Origin of the sequence: Clostridium sp. AM22-11AC, from assembly GCF_003473545.1 — a bacterium.
Classification (GTDB): Bacteria; Bacillota; Clostridia; order Lachnospirales; family Lachnospiraceae; genus Enterocloster.
The window spans coordinates 243,381-262,840 of record NZ_QUCM01000005.1 but is presented as its reverse complement, the minus strand read 5'-3'; the positions used below and the strand labels follow the sequence as shown (position 1 = coordinate 262,840).

Genomic DNA, 19,460 nt, shown 5'->3' with positions numbered 1-19,460 from the left:
AATGTATGATTTTTAAATCATTTATTTTCTTGACATCACACCGCTGGACTTAACCGGTCTGTTTTACAGATAATGAGGTGTGTTTGGTGTCAGCACTTCACAACCATCCTCTGTAATCAGCACCATATCCTCAATGTTGAAACCATTTACACCATCAATGTAGCAAGGTACTTCCATTGCCAGTATCATTCCTGCCTCCAGAGGTCTTGTCTCGGAAGCATTGATGTAAGGCGCCTCAGCTGTCGCCGGTCCCATACTGATGGAGTGTCCCTGATGACCTCTCCGATAGCAGGGGAACATCTCTTTTACATAATCATATGCAGTGTGATACAATTCATTGATAGGAAGGCCTGGTTTTGCCGCCGCAATCATTCTGCGCTGTCCTTCGTAAAGACGATCCTTTAATTTTAACAATGCCGGGTCGCCGTTTCCGATTATCCATGCTCTGGAGGTATCTGTGGTATAGAAATCAAATTCCGCATTGACACCTGCATCAAATTTCACCACATCCCCGTCTTTTACAACTCCGTCTCCCGGCAGTGTCAGCCTTGCGCTGGATGGGCCTGTGGAGAACATAGACCAGGAGCTTGGAGCACAGAATCCGGACTTTATTACATCTTCCCGGAAGCACTGAGCCAATTCACGCTCAGACACACCGATTTTCGCAATTTTGCTTACCTCTGTAAAACCATGGTCTGCAATGCGGCACAGGTTACGGAACATTTCAATCTCGTCCGGCTGTTTTACACTGCGGGCATAGACAAATAAATCAGAAATATCCACAAATTCCGCTTCCGGGAACTTTTCAGTCAGGCTCTTATAGTAAGGAACTGGAAGGTAATCCAGCTCTACGCCAACCTTTTTGTTCGCCAGATCGCAGGCCTTCATAAACTGAACCAGCTTATCCATGGAGCTTTCCATAGCTGTCTTATCCGGCACAACCGCTCCGTGTGCGATCTCATCCCAGGTCTTTAAGCCAACCCAGGTATCATAAGGATCTACCACAAAATTCAGTCCCGCAGCCTTAATACGGAATGTGGCAGCCTCAAAGTCCATCGTTGTCAGATGGGTGGGCACCTTGTCATCAGCCCGCATGACAGCCAGGGTAAATCCTGGCTGTCTGGATACGGTATGCTGATGGCCGCCGAATCCTGTTACATAATGAAAATTCTCCGGAGAGGATACGATCGCTCCATCCAATCCTTTTTCGCGAAGCAGTTCCTTAATTCTATATTCCTTTGGTCTCATTTGTTTTTCCCTTCTCCTTCAACCATCAGTCAGTTATTCATTAATAGAACATCGGTGAACCAGGTCCTAACGGAAGTCCCAGTACATACCATACGCAGAACATGATGATCCAGCCGATCAAAAATGCCAGTGAGTAAGGAAGCATGGTAGAAATAACACTTCCGATTCCTGCCTTCTTGTCATACTTCTGGAAGAATGCTACAGTCAATACAAAGAATGGCATCAGCGGAGCAATGATGTTGGTACTGGAATCACCGATACGGTAAGCAACCTGGGTAAGTTCCGGAGAATAGCCCAGACGCATGAACATTGGAACGAAAATCGGTGCCATAATAGCCCATTTTGCAGAGTCAACTGCAATAAAGATATTGATAAATGCGGTCAGTACAATAAAGCAGATGATCAACGGCAGTCCTGTAAAGCCAACAGACTTTAAGAAATCGGCGCCTGCAACGGAAATGATGGTTCCCAGGTTTGAATAGTTAAAGCATGCAGTAAACTGAGCTGCGAAGAAGATCAGAACCATAAAGCTGGAAAGACCGCTGATGGTCTTGTTCATCAGTTCCACTACATCTTTGTCATTCTTGATAACGCCAGCGCCGATACCATAAGCAAGGCCCGGAAGCAGGAACAGCAGCATCATGAAGAAAATGATTCCGCTCATGAACGGGGAGCTTAAAAATGCGTGTGTTTCCGGATTTCTTAAAAGTCCGTTCTGCGGTACAACTAATATTGCCATAATTGCTATATAAACCAGCGCCGTAATTCCCGCCCAGCGCATACCGCGCTTCTCATTCTCACCGATATCCTGAACCTGCTCAGAAGCATCCGGTACATAAGGAGTCAGACGTGGCTCAATGATTTTATCTGTAACAAAGGTTCCGATAATGGTGATCAGGAAGGTAGATGCTATCATGAAATACCAGTTACATACAGGAAGCACATTGTAGCTTGGGTCGATCATCTGAGCTGCCTGTGTGGACATACCAGCAAACATAGGGTCATTGGTTCCGATTAAAAGGTTTGCACTCCATCCGCCGGATACACCTGCAAAGGCTGCTGCAAGGCCTGCGATCGGATGACGGCCGAATGCCATAAATAAAACTGCGCCCAATGGCACCAGAACTACATATCCGGTAGAAGATGCGATGTTGGACATAATTCCTAAGAATACCACAACAGATGTCACAAATGCCTTTGGGGTGGAAGCAGCCACCTTCCGCAGCAATGCAGACATAAATCCGGTTCCGTCCGCTACGCCTACACCGATCATGATGGTGAATACAGTTCCAAGTGCGAAGAATCCGGTAAAGTTTCCAACTACGGTTGTTACCATGTGACGGATGCTGTCAGGTGCCAGAAGGCTGACTGCAGCAACGGTTTTCTGGGTGATTTCTCCCTTTGAGTTGTCCAGGAAATCATATGTAACCGATACGCCACAAGCCGCACAGATTGCGGACAGTACGATTACAACTCCCGTCAAAATCAGGAAAATCGTTGCAGGGTTGGGCAGAGCATTTCCCACATGCTCCACAGTGTCCAGTGCCCGCAGCACAAAGCCTTTCTTCTTTTCTTTTGCCATTTTTTTCCCTCCATTATACTTACTTCGCTTCCCTATAACGCTTCCACAGCAGCACGAAGCTGCTCTAAAGCCTGTTTTAAAACACTTCTGGGACATGCCGCATTAAGACGCATATAACCGGAAAGACTTCTTCCGAATGTGTATCCATCGCTTAATCCCAAGCCAGCCTTCTCTACCATAAAACGGCTCAGCTCTTCATTGCTCATTCCCAGCTCCCGGCAATCCAGCCACACCAGATAGGTAGCGTCCGGAACATTGGGATGGATCTGAGGAATGTATTTCTCACAGTAATCCTTGATAAAATCAAAGTTGCCGGAAATATATACCAGAAGCTGCTCCAGCCATTCCTCTCCTTCATTAAACGCTGTCTCCATCGCAACGGAACTAACAGCATTGTTGCGGTGAATATCCAGATTCATCCAGAACCTGTCATACTTCGCCTTCAACTCCGTATTAGGGAAGATAACCGCTGACGCCTGCAGGCCCGCCATGTTGAAGGTTTTGGTTCCGGAAATACAGCTGATCACGTTGGCTGCGATTTCCGGTGACAGCGTTGCCGTCGGAATATGCTTCTTTCCATGAAAAATCAAATCGGAATGAATCTCATCTGATACGATCAGCACATGATTTTTAATGCAGATCTCGCATAATCTGGTAAGCTGCTCTCTCTCCCATACAATTCCAAGAGGATTGTGAGGACTGCACAGGAAAAATATTTTCGCCTGTTTTGCTTTTTCCTCAAAATCTTCAAAATCAACACTCCAGTTCCCATCCGTCTCAACCAGCGGGCTTTCAACTACTTCTCTGCCCCAGCCCTCTGTCACATCATAAAACTCGGAGTAAACCGGTGTCTGGATCAGCACCTTATCTCCTGGCTCTGTAAAAACCTCCACTATAGAAGATAATGTAGGTACTACGCCAAGGCTGAAACTGATTTTAGACTTGTCAATCTCCCAGCCATTGCGGCGTTTCTGCCAACCGCAGACTGCCTCATAATAAGAAGCCGGTCTGGAGGTGTAACCCCAGATTCCTTCCTCTGCTTTTGCCTTTACGGCATCAATAATGGGCTGCGCCGTCTTAAAGTCCATGTCTGCGATCCACAGCGGGATCACATCTTTTCTTCCAAACTTCTTTTCTCTCTCGTCATATTTGGCGGAGCGGTTTTTGCTCCGGTCAATGACCTCGTCAAAATTGTATTTCAATTCTCTCCTTTCCTGCCGGAGCCCTGCAGTGCTCTGCGACATTCCTCTTTTATTTTACCGCCCGTTTTCTTTCGGGCCGCTGCTTATTTATATAGCAAGATTCATGCCAATTCTGAAAAGCACGCATTTTCCCCATTTCTTTTTGCTTTCGCTTCCAAAACGCATGTTTTAATTGGTCATTTGGTTATTTGGTTATTTTCCCACATTTTTTGACCAGTTTCTGTGATGCGGCTGCCGCCTCTTCCCCGGCTCACGGTGGCAAAACCCTTTTGCGCCATCAATGCCAGAATATCCCGTATTTTCTTCTGTGACAGTGCAACATTCTGCTGTCTTGCCGTCTCCAGTATCATCTCCCTGCCGGCAGGATACCCCTCTTTTTCCGCCTTATAAAGCAGTCCCAGCACAAACCAGAAAGACGGACTGTACCGGGAATCATTTTTTGCTAAGTCCCGGTTCCGTACTGCCGGTTTTTCCTGTCCCGCCAGACGCAGAAAGGTTACCGGCAAATCCTCACGCTTGATCACCTTTTCTCCTGTAAAACACAGATACTCTACCACATTCTGAAGCTCCCGGATATTTCCGGGCCAGGAATAACGAAACAGGAGCTGTCTCACCTCAGTAGACAGTGAAAATTCTCCGCCTATGCATCTGCGGAAATGCTCCAAAAGCAGCTGTATGTCCCCCTCCCGTTCCCGCAGCGGCGGTATGAGGACCGGAAGTGTGTTCAGCCGGTAATACAGATCCCTGCGGAAGCTTCCGTTCTCCACCCGCTCCTCCAGGCTCTCATTTGTGGCCGCCACAATACGCACGTTCACATTAATGATCTGATTTCCGCCTACACGCATGATTTCCCGCTCCTGCAAAACACGCAGAAGCTTTACCTGCATGGCCATGCTCATTCCCTCGACCTCATCCAGAAACAGAGTTCCCTCATGGGCAAACTCAAAAAGGCCGGGACGGCCTCCTTTTTTTGCCCCGGTAAAAGCACCTTCCTCATAGCCAAAAAGCTCGCTTTCCAAAAGATTTTCCGGCATGGCGGCTACATTGATGGCCACAAAAGGGCCATCTCTGCGGCTGGAGGCCAGATGAACTGCGTGAGCGAAAATTTCCTTTCCGGTTCCTGTCTCTCCGATCAAAAGTATGGGAGATTCCGTCTGGGCCATGCTCTTTAAGATCGTTTTGGTTTTCTCAATAACCTGGGATTTTCCGACTACATCCTCAAAATTATACTTCGCCCGGTAGCCCTTGGCCCGCAGCTGACTTCGCAGCTCATTTTGCTTTTTTTCCAGCTCGCTTAATGGCTGAAGGGTGGAAAACGCGCCGATACATCGGCCGCCCCGCATAACCGGAACCACTGTCATATTGATATTTGCCGCATTAATACGGATCAGGCGCTCCAGAACCTGCGTCTGTTCACGGATACATTTTTCAAAAGGAATATATGGAAAAATCTGTTCCGCCGGCCGCCCCAAAAGCATCCTGATCTTCATACCTGTAATAACCCTGGCTTTCTGATTACAGGCAAAAATTTTTCCTTTTTCATTAACGCCGATCACGCCCTCGTCCAGAATTTCCAGAAGAAGATCCAACTGACTCTCCAGATTTCTGGAGCGCTGGAACATCTGCTCAAAGCTGTAATTTCCGGAAGCCATGGAGTGAATATAATTCTGGAATTTTTTTTCTTCCATTACACTCTCTAATCCCAGTCGCAAAGCAGTCTCGATCATGGTGTTTGCAGTACAGAGACGGTAACCGATATTGATCACCTGCTCCATCCCTGCAGGAACAAAATCCATCTCCGCCGGCGTTACCGCCAGCGTTACATTCTCCGGCACCATATCATCCCAAAAAGTCGGCTCCATCGTAAATACATCGGGCCCATAGGGAATGAATTGAAGCTGATTCACACCTGACTGCTCCAACTGGGTAATGGCCTCTCTGGCCATCTGGTGCGTAACATTAACAAACAGCGCCCTAGTTCCTGCCGGAATTTCCTTCAGTCTGCGAATCACATCCTTGGAATATCCTACATATATTTCCACTACCTGCCCGTCTGCCGGCACATACTGGCTCTCCTCCTCCGCTATCTTAAAAGCATCCGTAGAAACCAGATATAAATCCGTTCTTGTTATCTTTTCCACCGAGCGGTCACTTGTACTGTAGGAATAAACCTCCACCAGATCGCCAAACAGTTCCCTTATCTGCCCGGCATAGCACTGACTGGCTCCCGGAATCAGCGTCACAACCGAAATACTCTTCTTCATACATTTTCCTCCTACCTCAGCGCTCCCTTCATCTGCGCCTCCTGCTCTTCAAACAGCAGCCCCTTGTTATACTGATAATACCGCCCACACTCAAACTGGTTTAAAAATGCTGCACTGGCCAAAATCCGTTTTAATCCGGTGACGAAAATAACCATTTCCTGACCATTTCCACAGGCGGTCTTATATACTGACACCATTATAAAAAACTTCGCATCACTTTGCAACCTGTCACTGATGTCCTATTTTCTGAGTGATGGAGAAATAAAAAAATGCTAAGCCATAGGTTTTAATCCTTGGCTTAGCACCATATTTACTATTCAACTCTGAAAGTCATATTCTATAACACTATGTGAGATTTTGTGTTGACCTGATTTCTATTTAAACATATCCAAGTAATCCCGGCAGCCACATGGACAGGATCGGAACATAGGTTACTAACAGCAGTACGATAAAGATCGCTGCAAAGTAAACCAACAGCTGTTTAATAACATTTTCAATCTTGGTCTGGCCAACCTTAACACCTACAAACAGGGTAGTTCCTACAGGAGGTGTAATGGTACCTATACACAGATTGAAGATCATCATGATACCAAAGTGAACGGTATTCATTCCAAGCTGCTGGCAGATCGGCAGGAAGATCGGGGTAAAGATCAGACACGCCGGTGTCATATCCATGAATGTACCGATGATCAGAAGCAGAATGTTAATAATGAAAAGGATCACATAACGGTTGTCACTGATGCTTAACATAGCAGTAGAAACTGCCTTCGGGATCTCAGTAAATGCCATTACCCAGCTCATGATACTGGAAACACCGATCAGGAAGATGATGATACCAGTCATTTCCGCACTGTCAAGGAAGATCTTTGGCAGCTCAGAAACCTTAATGGAGCGGTAGAAGAACAGGGAAAGGATCAGGCTGTATACAACGGCTACAACGCTTCCCTCTGTTGCAGTAAAGATACCGGAAATAATACCGCCGATTACAATGATGATCATTAACAGACATGGGATCGCCTGGAAAAATACTTTGATCTTTTCACTGTTTGTAAATCTCTTTGTGCTTGCGTAACCTTTCTTCTTAGCGAAGATATAGATAACGATCATGCAGGCAAGTCCCCAGAGGATACCAGGAATATAACCAGCCATGAACAATGCTGCTACAGATGTACCGCCGCTGACCAGAGAATAAGTGATCATAACGTTGCTTGGCGGGATCAGAAGTCCTGTAGGAGCAGTTGCAATGTTTGCTGCTGCGGAGAAATCACGGTCATAGCCTTCTTCTTCCTCAATAGGTCCGATAATAGAACCCATAGCGGAAGCTGCTGCTGTACCAGAACCGGAGATCGCGCCAAACAGCATGTTTGCTACTGCGTTTGTATGTGCTAAAGCTCCAGGGATCCTTCCTGTAAACAGTTTAGCGAAGTTGATCAGACGGATGGCAATACCGCCCTTGTTCATCAGGTTACCAGCAAGAATAAAGAAAGGAATTGCCAGTAAGCTGAATACGGAAATACCGGAGAAAATTCTCTGTGCGCCTGTCAATACGGCTGCGCCTGTATTTAAAACAGGGAGAATAGCTGCAATGGAGGAAACTGCCAGAGCAACTGCAATAGGAACTCCTGCAAGAAGCATGATCACAAGGAGCACCAGGATAATAAGGCCACAGGTAACTGCTATACTACTCATAATCTAACTTCCCCCTTCTCATCAAAGTTCTTCTTGGAAACCTGGATCGCATTCATAACACTGAAGATCATGATCAGAACACCAGTAACCGGTACGATCACGTAAATATATCCCATAGGAACGCGCAGAGAAGCGGTAGTCTGAATCATGGTCAGCTTAGTAATGGAAATACCGCCATATACCAGCACAACAGCTGCCAGAGCAAAGGTTAAAGCGTCAATGCAAAGCTCTAATACTTTTCTTACAGGACCGGTAAGCTTATCTGCTAAAAAGCCCATTCTCATGTGGTCTCTCTTTCCAAACACATAAGCAGAAGCAAGAAGAGCCATCCATGTAAAGCTGTATGTTAAAAGTTCCTCAGATACAGTACTTGGCTTATTGAAGAAATAACGGGTCACGATCTGGTAAGTACCAATAACGGTCATAAAGGCAAACAGGAAAATGATAACGATACTAAGAACGCGCATGATCCCTGCTTTGATTTTCAGCATTGTTTCCATTCTACTGTCCTCCCTTTGCTTTTTCGTTTGCTTCCTGGATGTGGTTGTAGAAATCCACGATCTTCGGATTTTCCTGTAACATCTTCTCGTGAAGAGGAAGCACTTTCTGCTTAAATGCGTTTACATCTACATCAATGAACTGAACGCCCATCTGATTAATGGCAATGTCCTTTGCCTCTTCAATGCTCTTGTCCCACTCAGCCATCTCAACTTCAGTGGAAACAGCAGCAGCCTCTTTAAATACCTGATATTCTTCCGGGCTTAAGCCGTTTAAGAATTTTAAGTTGGCAACCAGCATATCCGGTACCATCTGATGTTTATTATAGGAATAATACTTAGCTACTTCACCGTGCTTATTGTTGGTCAGTGCCAGCTCATTGTTCTCAGCACCGTCAATAACGCCCTGCTGGATGGCAGTATAAACCTCACCAAAGCTCATAGGAGCTGCAGCTGCGCCAAATGCATTTACCATGGCAACACTGGCCGGGCTCTGCTGTACACGGATCTTCATACCCTTTAAGTCATCTGGAGTGTTGATCGGCTTCTTGCCATAGAAGTTTCTGGTTCCTGCATTATACCAGGTAACTACACGGAAGCCTGCTTCGTCTGTAGACTCATAGATCTTTTCCATGTAATCGGTATCCTGCATAACGGACTTGTAAACGTCCTCAGAGTCAAACAAATATGGCATACTGAAGATCTCGTAAACACTTGCAAAAGTCTCCAGATTTGCAGTACCTGCTACTACGAAGTCGATCGCACCGGTCTGAGTCAGTTCGATCGCTTTCTGTGCTGAACCAAGAAGTTCGTTAGGGAAGATCTGAACTTCATACTTATCTCCTAAGCGTTCCTCAACATACTCCTTAAATGCCAGAAGTCCCAGATGCTCCGGGTGTGTTTCTGACTGGGCATGAGAAATACGGACAATACGCTTTCCGGAAGTTACAGAACCGCAGCCGCTAAGACCTGCTACAACGGCTGCAGCCAGCACACAGGCTGACAGTTTTTTCACTAATTTCCTCACCATCATTTTTCCTTTCTTTATACACTACGTGATATTTTTTCCTTCCTGAAAAACACAAATCCCCCAGGTTTTTAAGGAAGGAGTTAATTTATTAACACTTCATTAACACCTTCCCCATTATATAACCTGAGGGTCTTCCTTTGTACCGTAAATACTTGTCATTGAGGTGGAAAATCTTGTCCAAAAATACGTACAATGACAACTTTGTCCTGTTTTGTATTAGTTTTATATTAGTTTTCTATTTGCCTTGTATCAATTAGCTTCCCTGTATTCAGACGGGATCATGCCTGTCACACGCTTAAAGACTTTGGCAAAATAGTTGGAGTCATAATATCCCACCTTCATGCCTGCATCTTTCACACTGATATTTCTGTCTTTTAACAGTCGTTTCGCCTCATTGATGCGGAAATTCGTAAGATAAGTAGTAAAATTTTGATCAAAGCACTGCTTAAACAACTTACAGAAATAGGCATCTGAGTAATTAAACTGTCTGGCCGCATCCTGCATGGAGATCTCGTTCATATAATTTTCCCGGATATAGGTGCGTATCTTCTCAGCTACCTGGTTCACCCGTTCTGTTTCCGGGTCTTTCGGCGGCTCTGCATCCGGGTTCCAGGGCCATTGCTCTTTCCTTTTTTCCGCTTCCTTTTCTGCCTCTGTCTTTTCTTCCCCGTTGCCGGAAGAATTTTTCTTATTTTCAACTGCCTTATCCGTCAACCGCATGGCCTCTTCCATAACAGCTGTCAGTTCTTCTTCATCACAGGGCTTTAAAAGATAGTCCAGGGCCCGTATTACTATGGCACGTTTTGCATAAGAAAATTCATCATAGGCAGTTAAAAACACGATGATACAGTCTTCATCCATGCTGCGGATCTTCTCTGCCGCTTCTACACCATTTAATTCCGGCATAGAAATATCCATGATAATGATCTGGCTGTGCTCTTTTTCATACAGCTGCACTGCCTCTTTTCCGTTGGTAGCTTCACTGATCTGTAAAATATCTCCAAAGCGCCTCATCAAACGTCTGGCAAGAGCCATACGCTCGATCTGTTCATCATCTGCTAAAAGCACGCGATACATAAACTTTTTCCTCCCGTCTTTCTCTCTGATACCCAATGCATGTGCCCTGCACTTTCGCAGTTCACACGATATCTTTTGGTGTAAAAGCCAGTTGTACGGCTGTTCCGCACCCTTTTTTACTGTAAATAAACATTTCCCCATCTTCATACAGACCATGGACCCGGCGGTAAATATTTCCCATACCAATGCCGATCTCATTTTCTGTACCGTCATTTAACGCAGCACGGATCTGTTGTAAACGTTCTTCTTCCATACCAACACCCGTATCTGACACAGAGATCCACAAACGTTCTCCTCTCATCCAGGTCCTTATAAAGATCCTGCCTCCCTTGCTCTCCTTGGAAAGGCCGTGTTTAATGGAGTTTTCCACCAAAGGCTGCAAAACAAAGGAGGGAACTAACACATCTAACGTTTCCGGTGCACAGTCCGTATCATACCGTACTCTCTGGCCAAAGCGCATTTTCTGCAGATACATATAGTCCTGGATGATCTTCAGTTCCCGCTCTAAAGGCATTACCGTACCTGCTGATTTTAAGTTGTACCGGAACAGACGGCTTAAAGCAGTGATCATCTTTTCCGTAGCCACTGCATCTTCGATCTGTGCCGTACTTGCGATCATATTTAAGGTATTAAATAAGAAATGGGGATTGATCTGGCTTTTTAACATCTGAAGACGCATATCATTTAACTTCTGCTCCATGGCATGTTTTTCTTCCATGTTTCGGATATTTTCCCTGGTAGACGCTTTCATACGGCAGAATTCCTGTACCAGACGGCTGATCTCATCTTCTCCCTCTGCCACTACATCCGGCCCTGTAAAATCATTATCCCCAATGCGCACTGAATCAGCTGCCAGTTCCACAATCGGCTTTACAATATAGCGGCTGGCCGTCCGGTTCATCTGCCGCACCATCCAGAAAGCCGCCATCCCGCAGATCAGACTGCATACCGGTATTACCACCAGCATATACCGCTGTTTTTCATACTGGCTGCTTCCGTTTCTTACAGTCAGCTGTTCTAACTGCCCCGCCTGTCCTGCCAGATATCCCTGGATCCGGCGCAGCCTGTACACCTCCTGCATATCCGCTTCCCCAATGGTTTCCTTTTCCATCAGTTCCCTGCGAAATCTGTCATAATTTTCATAAAGGTTATGCAGGGTCCAAGTTCTTGCATACCGTTCTTTTCCGATCTCTTTATATTTATAAGGTAATTCTTCCAGCATCAGTTCTGTATGTTTAGCACTTTTTTCCCATTCCTGTCTGGTTTCTTTTGTCTGCTCCTGGATAAACCGGTCAAACGCTGCGCTTTCTTCGTCCATAGCTGTCCAGAAGGCAAGACTTCTGGAATTGCTCTTTAAAATATTTCCAAATCCTCCCAGTCCGAAAAAAGCCACCAGCATATTGGCGGCAATGGAAAGGAATACGACTGCACCAACTGAAAAGGTAAGATATTTCAGTTTTTCCTGCAGCGGCAGACAGAACCATTTTTTCATTCCTTTTCTCCTTCTTTCACACATTCCTTTTCTTATTTTATATTAATTCTCTCAATTTTTAAAGATAGGATTGTGTAAAAAAATACCCCGGCATATGATCCTCTCTGCCGGAGTAACAATAAATCATATCTGACTATAGTGGCTGGTCCTTGTCCGATGGTACATAAGTAGCAATGTCTTCGATCTGACATCCAAGTATCCTGCATAGATCATTCACAGTTTTCATAGAAATATCCTGATTATGCTTTAATCGATACAACGTACTGCTTGACATATGATACTTCTTTGTCAGTGTATACCAGTTTTCTTCTGATATTTCCAGTGTTTTCCAAAACGGTGAATAGTCGATCATCTTATGCTTTCTCCTGTAACCCCTTGATAGGTCAAGCATAAGTTAGATTTTACATCTTGAATATCTTCGTAATAACGAATATACTATAGGTATTACAGTGCCTAAAAAGAGCATATCGGGAGGTGTTATATGAGCTGGTACACAGAGGAAGAAATTGAAAAATTACTGGAAGACGAAGAACTGAGGAAACGCATTGCACGCTTTGTTACCATGAGCGGGGAAGAATTTTTCGATGAAGTGTACACCCATCTCTCACCGGAAGAACTGGAAGAATATCTGGAGGAAAACCCCAGTGAACGAAAATATCTAAAACGTTATGAACCATAAAAAACGATAAAAGCCCAAAGAAGGAAGGTCTGTCAAATGACAAACCTTCCTTCTTCCGGTTCTTCTTCAAAATAATCTTTATAATCCACCTCAATGGCATGGCGCATACGCTTCATGCTGAAATAAAGGTGATCTTTCAGTGCTTTTTCCAGACCTTTTTCGTCCTTTTCGCAAATCAGGCGGAAAATTTCTTCATGCTCTCCTGTGATCCGGGTAAAATCGGTCTCTGTTGTAAAATCCAACATCCTGAAACGGGTATAATGAAGCTGCTGTGCCTGAAGCATATCCCACAGTTTCTGCCTGCGGACCGCTCCAAACCAGATAGAGTGAAGCTCTGCGTCCATATGGTAAAACTGCTCCGGTTCAAATCCCGGTGTCTGGATCAGGGCTTTCTGCATAGCAATGGCGTGACGGATTTCTTCCAGGGTCATAGGATTTTGGACTTTCAGAAAATCCCTCAGCACCATGGTCTCCACTGCCACACGCATGTAGATCATCTGTTTGATGTTGTCCAGACTTAACAGAGTCACATAAGTACCTCTGTAGGGAACTGTCTCTACAAATCCCTGTTCCTGGAGCAGCCGCAAAGCATCCCGCACCGGGGTCCTGGAGACCCCGAAGCGCTCACAGATCTCATTTTCACTGATCATACGCCCCGGCTCCAGTTTCAGATCTAAAATTTCTCTTTTTAATGTCTCAAATACCTGCTCTCCGCGGTTTTTGAAATTCATCTCGTTCATTCAGCCAATATCCCACCTATCTTATTTAGGCTGCTTGCCAATGTAAGCCAGGATGCCACCGTCTACATACAGTACCAGACCATTTACAAAGTTGGAAGCGTCAGATGCCAGGAATACTGCCGGACCGCCTAAGTCTTCTGCATTTCCCCAACGTCCTGCAGGAGTCTTGCTTACAATAAACTGGTCAAATGGATGTCTGGAACCGTCTGGCTGGATCTCACGAAGAGGTGCAGTCTGAGGAGTTGCAATGTATCCAGGTCCGATACCATTACACTGGATGTTATACTCGCCGTACTCAGATGCAATGTTCTTGGTCAGCATCTTTAAGCCGCCCTTTGCAGCTGCATAAGCAGATACAGTCTCACGTCCTAATTCACTCATCATAGAGCAGATGTTGATGATCTTTCCGTGACCCTTCTTGATCATGCTCGGGATAACAGCCTTGGATACGATAAATGGAGCATTTAAGTCTACATCGATAACCTGTCTGAACTCAGCTGCGCTCATCTCACACATTGGGATACGCTTGATGATACCTGCATTGTTTACCAGGATATCGATCACGCCTACTTCTTTTTCGATCTGTGCAACTAATGCATTTACAGCTTCTTCATTGGTAACATCGCATACATAGCCATGAGCCTTGATGCCTTCTGCCTCATAAGCAGCCAGTCCCTTATCTACCAGTTCCTGCTTGATATCGTTAAATACGATGGTAGCGCCAGCTCCTGCCATTGCTTTTGCGATGGCAAAGCCAATTCCGTAAGATGCACCTGTGATCAGTGCTACTTTGCCTTCCAGTGAAAAGTTGTTTAAGTAATCTGCCATTTTATTTTCCTCCTGTTTTTTATAATTACATCATTTCATTTGGCTTCATGGTGTCCATATCATCAAATTCCATGTTTTCGCCGCCCATTGCCCAGATAAATGTATAATTGGAAGTGCCAGCTCCGCTGTGGATGCTCCAGGATGGACTGATCACTGCCTCTTCATTTTTCATAACAATGTGTCTGGTCTCTGTTGGCTCTCCCATCATATGGAATACGACATTGTCACCAGGTACTTCAAAATACATATAAACTTCCATACGGCGCTCATGTGTATGTGCCGGCATGGTGTTCCATACACTTCCCGGCTCTAAAACAGTCATACCCATAGAAAGCTGACAGGTCTTTAATACATCCGGATGGATAAACTGATTGATCACACGTTTATTGGAAAGAGCTGCTTCACCACATGGTCTCTTTGCTGCCTTTTCGATGGGAATAAAAGTAGTTGTATAAGAAGTATGAGCCGGAGCACTTACCATATAAAATTTTGCCGGCTTGGAAGCATCTTCACTTTCAAAGTAAACTTCTTTTGTTCCCTTGGTAATGTACAGACAGTCTTTGTAACCCATCTCATATTCCTGTCCGTCTGCAGTGATCTTTCCTTTACCGCCAATATTAAAAATACCGATCTCACGGCGCTCCAGGAAATAATGGGTACCAAAGTTTTTCCAGCAGTCGATGCCCTTTTCAATAGAAACCTTCTCTGTAACAGGCATACATCCCAATGTAACCATACGGTCTACATGTGAGTACACAGCAACTACTTCATCTGCCTGATACAAATTCTGGATCAGAAATTCATTTCTCAGTTCTTCCGTTGTGTAGCGTTTTACATCTCTCTGATTTGCAGAATAACGAATGTCCATTTTTGCTATCTCCTTCATTTTACGGTTGTGTTATCTTGTATACAGTTTTATGAAGTTGTATACAAGTTACTTTGCTTGTATACAGATTAGCAAATATATTCCCGGAAAGCAATGGGAATAATTTACAAAATAAGCATCTATTTTCTATGCATTATCACAAATCGCATTGCAATTAGACATTATTTTCGCTATACTGAGAGAAGTTGTTGTACTACCCACTTACATGAGAGGAGGATTTTTTTTGAAAAAAAATATTCTTGTAGGTCAGTCTGGTGGCCCTACTGCTGTAATCAACGCCAGTCTTTATGGTATCATTAAAGAAGCTGCCGCACATTCTGAACAGATCGGATCTGTTTATGGTATGATCAATGGCATCGAGGGATTTCTCTCCGGACATATTATGGATCTTTCTAAAGAGCTTTCAGATGAAGACCTGGAACTTTTACGCCTTACACCGGCAGCCTACCTTGGTTCCTGCCGCTATAAGCTGCCTGAAAATCTGGATGCTTCCGTTTACACCCTTCTTTTTGAAAAATTTGAACAGTTAAATATTGGCGCTGTTTTCTATATTGGCGGAAATGACTCCATGGACACTGCTGATAAGCTTTCCCGCTGGGCAGCTCATAATAATAAGGAAATCTCTTTTATCGGTGTTCCGAAAACCATCGATAATGATCTTCCTGTTACAGACCATACTCCCGGATACGGCAGCGCTGCCCGCTATGTTGCCTCTACAGTCCGTGAGATCGTACTGGACGCCTCCGTTTACCAGCAGCCAGCTGTAACCATTGTGGAACTTATGGGACGTCATGCAGGCTGGGTCACTGCTGCCAGCAGTCTTGCCCGCAAATTCCCGGGAGACAATCCATTGCTGATCTATATGCCGGAAGCTCCTTTTGAAATGGAAGAATTTTTCTCTGACCTGGAAAATGCTTTAAAGCAGAGTACCGCTGTTGTTGTATGTGTCTCCGAAGGTATCCGTGACGCGTCCGGAAAATTCATCTGCGAATATTCCAACGAAGCACAGTTAGACACCTTTGGCCACAAAATGCTGACCGGCTGCGGAAAGCTTCTTGAAAGCTATGTGCGCAACCGTTTTGGTGTAAAAGTCCGCTCTGTAGAGTTAAATGTAAATCAGCGCTGCAGCAGCCTTCTTTCTTCCCTTACAGACATTAACGAAGCAGATCTGGCAGGACGCACTGCTGTTAAATGCGCTTTAGAGGGTGTTACAGGTAAAATGATAACCTTTAAGCGTGCAGATGGAGAGGAATACAGCCTGGAATACGGTCTGGTAGATGTATGTGATGTGTGCAATAAAGAAAAACCATTCCCAGCTGAATGGATCACCGGAAACAACAATGATATTTCCCCTGAATTTGCAAACTATGCACTGCCACTGATGAGAGGTGTTCCGGAACATGTATTTGAGGACGGTGTACCGAAATATCTGTACAGAAAGTAATAGAATTGCGAACATTTCCCCGCTTACCCAGCGGGGATTTTTGATGTAAATAAGAATGTGCCTTGGCACATTCTTGCGCCGAGCGCGGTCGTTTGCGACAAACTTCCTCATCGCGCGAGTGCGCATCGTTGGCAGGTCGTGCCTTTTTGTGTACTAGGGAGTTCCAACGGAATTTCCTAGTACATAAAAAACGCAGCCTCAGACAGATTTTTCCGCCTGAAACTGCGTCTTTAATGGGTTTACGCCCGTTAATTATTTGCTCATCTTCTCAACAGCCTCAAATAAACCATTCAGATAGGTAGCGCCCAGTGCTCTGTCATACAGACCATATCCTGCGCGTCCTGTTTCACCCCAGATCATACGTCCGTGGTCAGGTCTTACATAGCCGTCAAAGCCATTGTCTACCAGTGCCTTAACGATTCCGAACATATCAAGGGAACCACAGCTGGAAAGGTGTGCTCTCTCTTCGAAACCATTATCCAGAACAGCTACGTTTCTTAAGTGTGCAAAATGGATACGTCCCATTGCTGCATACTTAGCTGCCATCTTTACTACATCGTTCTTTCCGGAGCATCCTAAAGAACCGGTGCACAGGGTAATACCATTGTGCTTGTCATCAACCAGCTTTAAGAAACGATCCAGGTTCTCTTCGCAGGTAATGATTCTTGGAAGTCCGAAAATGCTCCAGCATGGATCATCCTCATGGATCGCCATGTTTACGTCACACTCAGCAGCTACCGGGATCACTCTCTCCAGGAAGTACTGTAAGTTGTTCCATAAATCTTCTTCGCTTAAGTTGTTGTACTCAGCAACAACTGCCTTTAAGCCTTCTCTTGTGTAGCTGGAATCCCAACCTGGAAGAGTTAAGTCACTGTCACTGTTTAAAGGATTTACAGCGTCTACCTGCTCCTGATAATAAACCAGGGAAGTAGATCCGTCAGCCAGTACATGGTCTAACTGGGTTCTTGTCCAGTCAAATACAGGCATGAAGTTGTAGCAGATACATTTAATACCAGCTTCAGCAACGCGGCGGATATTTTCGCAATAATTTTCAATGTATTTATCTCTGGTTGGCTTGCCCAGCTTGATATCCTCATGAACAGGGATACTCTCGATCACATCAAAGCCAAGTCCTGCGTCCTCAACCTGCTTTTTTAACTTTGCAATGCTCTCGCGGCTCCATACTTCACCTACAGGAACATCGTAAACTGCAGTTACGATAGACTGCATACCCGGGATCTGGCGGATATTCTCCAGAGTCACCTTGTCATCTTCTCCGTACCATCTGAATGATAATTTCATTGAAACTTCCTCCTTTAAACATTATATATTTAAGTTTTTATCTAAATCGATTGCAAAGATAATACCCTGATATCTCACACATGTACCATCTATATTATGAATTATACCAGAACTTCCGTTTTCGTCCATAGTCATAATTGTTGTGCATATTGCAAAAGTTGTTCAAAAAATCATGTGACACATGAACCGCAACATAAAAAAACAGGGGATAGCAAACACTATCCCCTGAAAAAAATCCCATCAAAATCACTTCATTTTTATTAAAGCATATTGGCAAATACACCTGCTATCATAACAGATGTGATGGTAACTGTAACGAACCCGCCTACGATCATTGGCGCAAACATCTGCCCCATCAGATACTTCTTCTCTTCTTCTGTTTCTGCCAGAGCATTACAGGTTGACTCTGTGATGATCGCGTTCATAGGAAATCCATAAAGTGCTGTAAGTGCGGTTGCAAAGCTTAAACCAAATCCTGTATGTAAGACCTTTGAAATAACAAATACAAGAGCTGCCATTCCTGCAACACCGATCACGATGAGCAGTATCATTGGTACTACGATATTTCCTAACATTTCCATTGTACAGTCTTTCAGTCCGTCATAAATAAACATCATGATCGCAAACATCACAATACCATAGGAGTTGCACTTATTCATGGAATCCTCGTCTAAAAATCCTATATGAGTAAGGATAACGGATAAGATCAGCACCCATACCAGTCCACTGATACTGCCTACAAATGGAACAGGTATCTTGGCAAGCATTGTAGCGATCCATCCAGTAAGTGCCAGCTTTGCAAATATCATTACATTGCTGTTATATTTCGCAGGAAGCGGAGGAAGCAGCTTTTTATGTGCCGCTGCCTTTAATGTGCCATTTACTTCATCCAGCTGCACACCTGTATTCTGATATGCAGCCCCCTTATTTGCCCTGAACTCCTTTAACATCTTTCGTCCACCAAGCTGCAGGCAGACCGCTGTAAGAGGATAACCTGCAAATCCCTGGATACAGTACATGGCAATAGCAAATACAGCTGCATCCTTTAGCCCCTTTGCCTCAGCTGCCTGCTGCATGATCGTTGCTGCCACTACACCACCGGTCAGAGGCGGAAGACCTGCAATAACAAAACTCTTATCCATCAGCATCGGGCAAAGGAATAATGCAAGTACCGTCATTCCCACCAGTCCGAACATACAGATAACGATCACTTTCCACTGTTCAGCCAGCTGTTTTATACTGATGATCGTTCCCATATGGGCTACCTGCAGGTAGCAGCAGATAGTACTTCCAAAAGGGATCAATCCTGCATTGGTAACAAGATCGTGTGGAAATACCGTCCAGTATCCCAAAAGCATGACCACAGCGCTTACAAAAACAGACGGAACCCAGGCTTTGGTTAAATCAGAAACCATTTCACCTATAATATAAGAAACACAGCAGATCAAAAATGCCAGCATGAAATTATACATAAATCCCCTTCTTTCTTGTATGTACTCC

18 protein-coding genes are annotated in these 19,460 nt (G+C 44.7%); 2 read left to right on the top strand and 16 right to left on the bottom strand.

Annotated features, from left to right (window positions below):
* Positions 1 to 63: 63 nt before the first annotated feature.
* The 11 genes from DW251_RS07725 to DW251_RS07675 all read right to left on the bottom strand — a co-directional run bounded on the left by DW251_RS07725 (position 64) and on the right by DW251_RS07675 (position 12,433).
* Entirely contained in the window at positions 64 to 1,248 is a 1,185-nt protein-coding gene (locus DW251_RS07725) for a Xaa-Pro peptidase family protein (protein ID WP_118300642.1), read from the bottom strand.
* A gap of 40 nt (positions 1,249 to 1,288) precedes the next feature.
* Positions 1,289 to 2,830 (bottom strand): AbgT family transporter, encoded by a 1,542-nt coding sequence (locus tag DW251_RS07720; protein ID WP_118300641.1) that lies wholly within the window; start codon positions 2,828 to 2,830, stop codon positions 1,289 to 1,291.
* Positions 2,831 to 2,862: 32 nt separating this feature from the next.
* Entirely contained in the window at positions 2,863 to 4,032 is a 1,170-nt protein-coding gene (locus tag DW251_RS07715; protein WP_118300640.1) for a PatB family C-S lyase, read from the bottom strand.
* Positions 4,033 to 4,208: 176 nt separating this feature from the next.
* On the bottom strand, positions 4,209 to 6,296 hold the full coding sequence (locus DW251_RS07710; protein ID WP_118300639.1) for a sigma 54-interacting transcriptional regulator: 2,088 nt from the start codon (positions 6,294 to 6,296) through the stop codon (positions 4,209 to 4,211).
* Positions 6,297 to 6,307: 11 nt separating this feature from the next.
* A complete protein-coding gene (locus DW251_RS07705) occupies positions 6,308 to 6,493 on the bottom strand; it encodes a hypothetical protein (RefSeq protein WP_118300638.1) in 186 nt (61 codons plus the stop codon).
* A gap of 181 nt (positions 6,494 to 6,674) precedes the next feature.
* Complete coding sequence (locus DW251_RS07700) at positions 6,675 to 7,985, bottom strand: TRAP transporter large permease (RefSeq protein ID WP_118300637.1); 1,311 nt, start codon at positions 7,983 to 7,985, stop codon at positions 6,675 to 6,677.
* Positions 7,982 to 8,485, bottom strand: a complete 504-nt coding sequence (locus DW251_RS07695; protein WP_118300636.1) for a TRAP transporter small permease — start codon at positions 8,483 to 8,485, stop codon at positions 7,982 to 7,984. Before DW251_RS07695 ends, DW251_RS07700 begins: the two co-directional genes overlap by 4 nt.
* Before the next feature lies 1 nt (position 8,486).
* Positions 8,487 to 9,497 carry a TRAP transporter substrate-binding protein gene (locus DW251_RS07690; protein ID WP_347474631.1) on the bottom strand — a complete coding sequence of 337 codons (1,011 nt, stop codon included), beginning with the start codon at positions 9,495 to 9,497 and terminating at the stop codon, positions 8,487 to 8,489.
* A gap of 264 nt (positions 9,498 to 9,761) precedes the next feature.
* On the bottom strand, positions 9,762 to 10,589 hold the full coding sequence (locus tag DW251_RS07685; protein ID WP_118300634.1) for a response regulator: 828 nt from the start codon (positions 10,587 to 10,589) through the stop codon (positions 9,762 to 9,764).
* 61 nt (positions 10,590 to 10,650) lie between these two features.
* Positions 10,651 to 12,081, bottom strand: a complete 1,431-nt coding sequence (locus tag DW251_RS07680) for a sensor histidine kinase (protein ID WP_243034900.1) — start codon at positions 12,079 to 12,081, stop codon at positions 10,651 to 10,653.
* Positions 12,082 to 12,214: 133 nt separating this feature from the next.
* Positions 12,215 to 12,433: a helix-turn-helix transcriptional regulator gene (locus DW251_RS07675; RefSeq protein WP_021870899.1), complete on the bottom strand. Its 219-nt coding sequence runs from the start codon at positions 12,431 to 12,433 to the stop codon at positions 12,215 to 12,217.
* A gap of 129 nt (positions 12,434 to 12,562) precedes the next feature.
* Here DW251_RS07675 and DW251_RS07670 point away from each other — a divergent pair, with 129 nt between their 5' ends.
* Positions 12,563 to 12,760 carry a hypothetical protein gene (locus DW251_RS07670; protein ID WP_021870900.1) on the top strand — a complete coding sequence of 66 codons (198 nt, stop codon included), beginning with the start codon at positions 12,563 to 12,565 and terminating at the stop codon, positions 12,758 to 12,760.
* A gap of 32 nt (positions 12,761 to 12,792) precedes the next feature.
* Here DW251_RS07670 and DW251_RS07665 read toward each other — a convergent pair whose 3' ends face one another.
* Genes DW251_RS07665 through kduI form a run of 3 tightly spaced genes read right to left on the bottom strand, consistent with a single transcriptional unit; the run spans position 12,793 to position 15,196 of the window.
* Complete coding sequence (locus DW251_RS07665) at positions 12,793 to 13,500, bottom strand: GntR family transcriptional regulator (RefSeq protein ID WP_021870901.1); 708 nt, start codon at positions 13,498 to 13,500, stop codon at positions 12,793 to 12,795.
* A 21-nt stretch (positions 13,501 to 13,521) separates the two neighbouring features.
* Positions 13,522 to 14,328, bottom strand: a complete 807-nt coding sequence (locus DW251_RS07660; protein ID WP_021870902.1) for a gluconate 5-dehydrogenase — start codon at positions 14,326 to 14,328, stop codon at positions 13,522 to 13,524.
* 25 nt (positions 14,329 to 14,353) lie between these two features.
* The gene (gene kduI, locus DW251_RS07655; RefSeq protein WP_021870903.1) at positions 14,354 to 15,196 is read right to left on the bottom strand and encodes a 5-dehydro-4-deoxy-D-glucuronate isomerase; all 843 of its coding nucleotides are present in this window, start codon (positions 15,194 to 15,196) and stop codon (positions 14,354 to 14,356) included.
* Positions 15,197 to 15,437: 241 nt separating this feature from the next.
* On the opposite strand from kduI, the gene DW251_RS07650 reads away from it, so the two are divergent.
* On the top strand, positions 15,438 to 16,658 hold the full coding sequence (locus DW251_RS07650; RefSeq protein WP_118300632.1) for a 6-phosphofructokinase: 1,221 nt from the start codon (positions 15,438 to 15,440) through the stop codon (positions 16,656 to 16,658).
* A 252-nt stretch (positions 16,659 to 16,910) separates the two neighbouring features.
* Here the strand turns inward: DW251_RS07650 and uxuA are convergent, their stop codons facing one another.
* Positions 16,911 to 17,960, bottom strand: a complete 1,050-nt coding sequence (gene uxuA, locus DW251_RS07645; protein ID WP_021870905.1) for a mannonate dehydratase — start codon at positions 17,958 to 17,960, stop codon at positions 16,911 to 16,913.
* 260 nt (positions 17,961 to 18,220) lie between these two features.
* On the bottom strand, positions 18,221 to 19,432 hold the full coding sequence (locus DW251_RS07640; protein WP_118300631.1) for a hypothetical protein: 1,212 nt from the start codon (positions 19,430 to 19,432) through the stop codon (positions 18,221 to 18,223).
* Positions 19,433 to 19,460 lie beyond the last annotated feature (28 nt).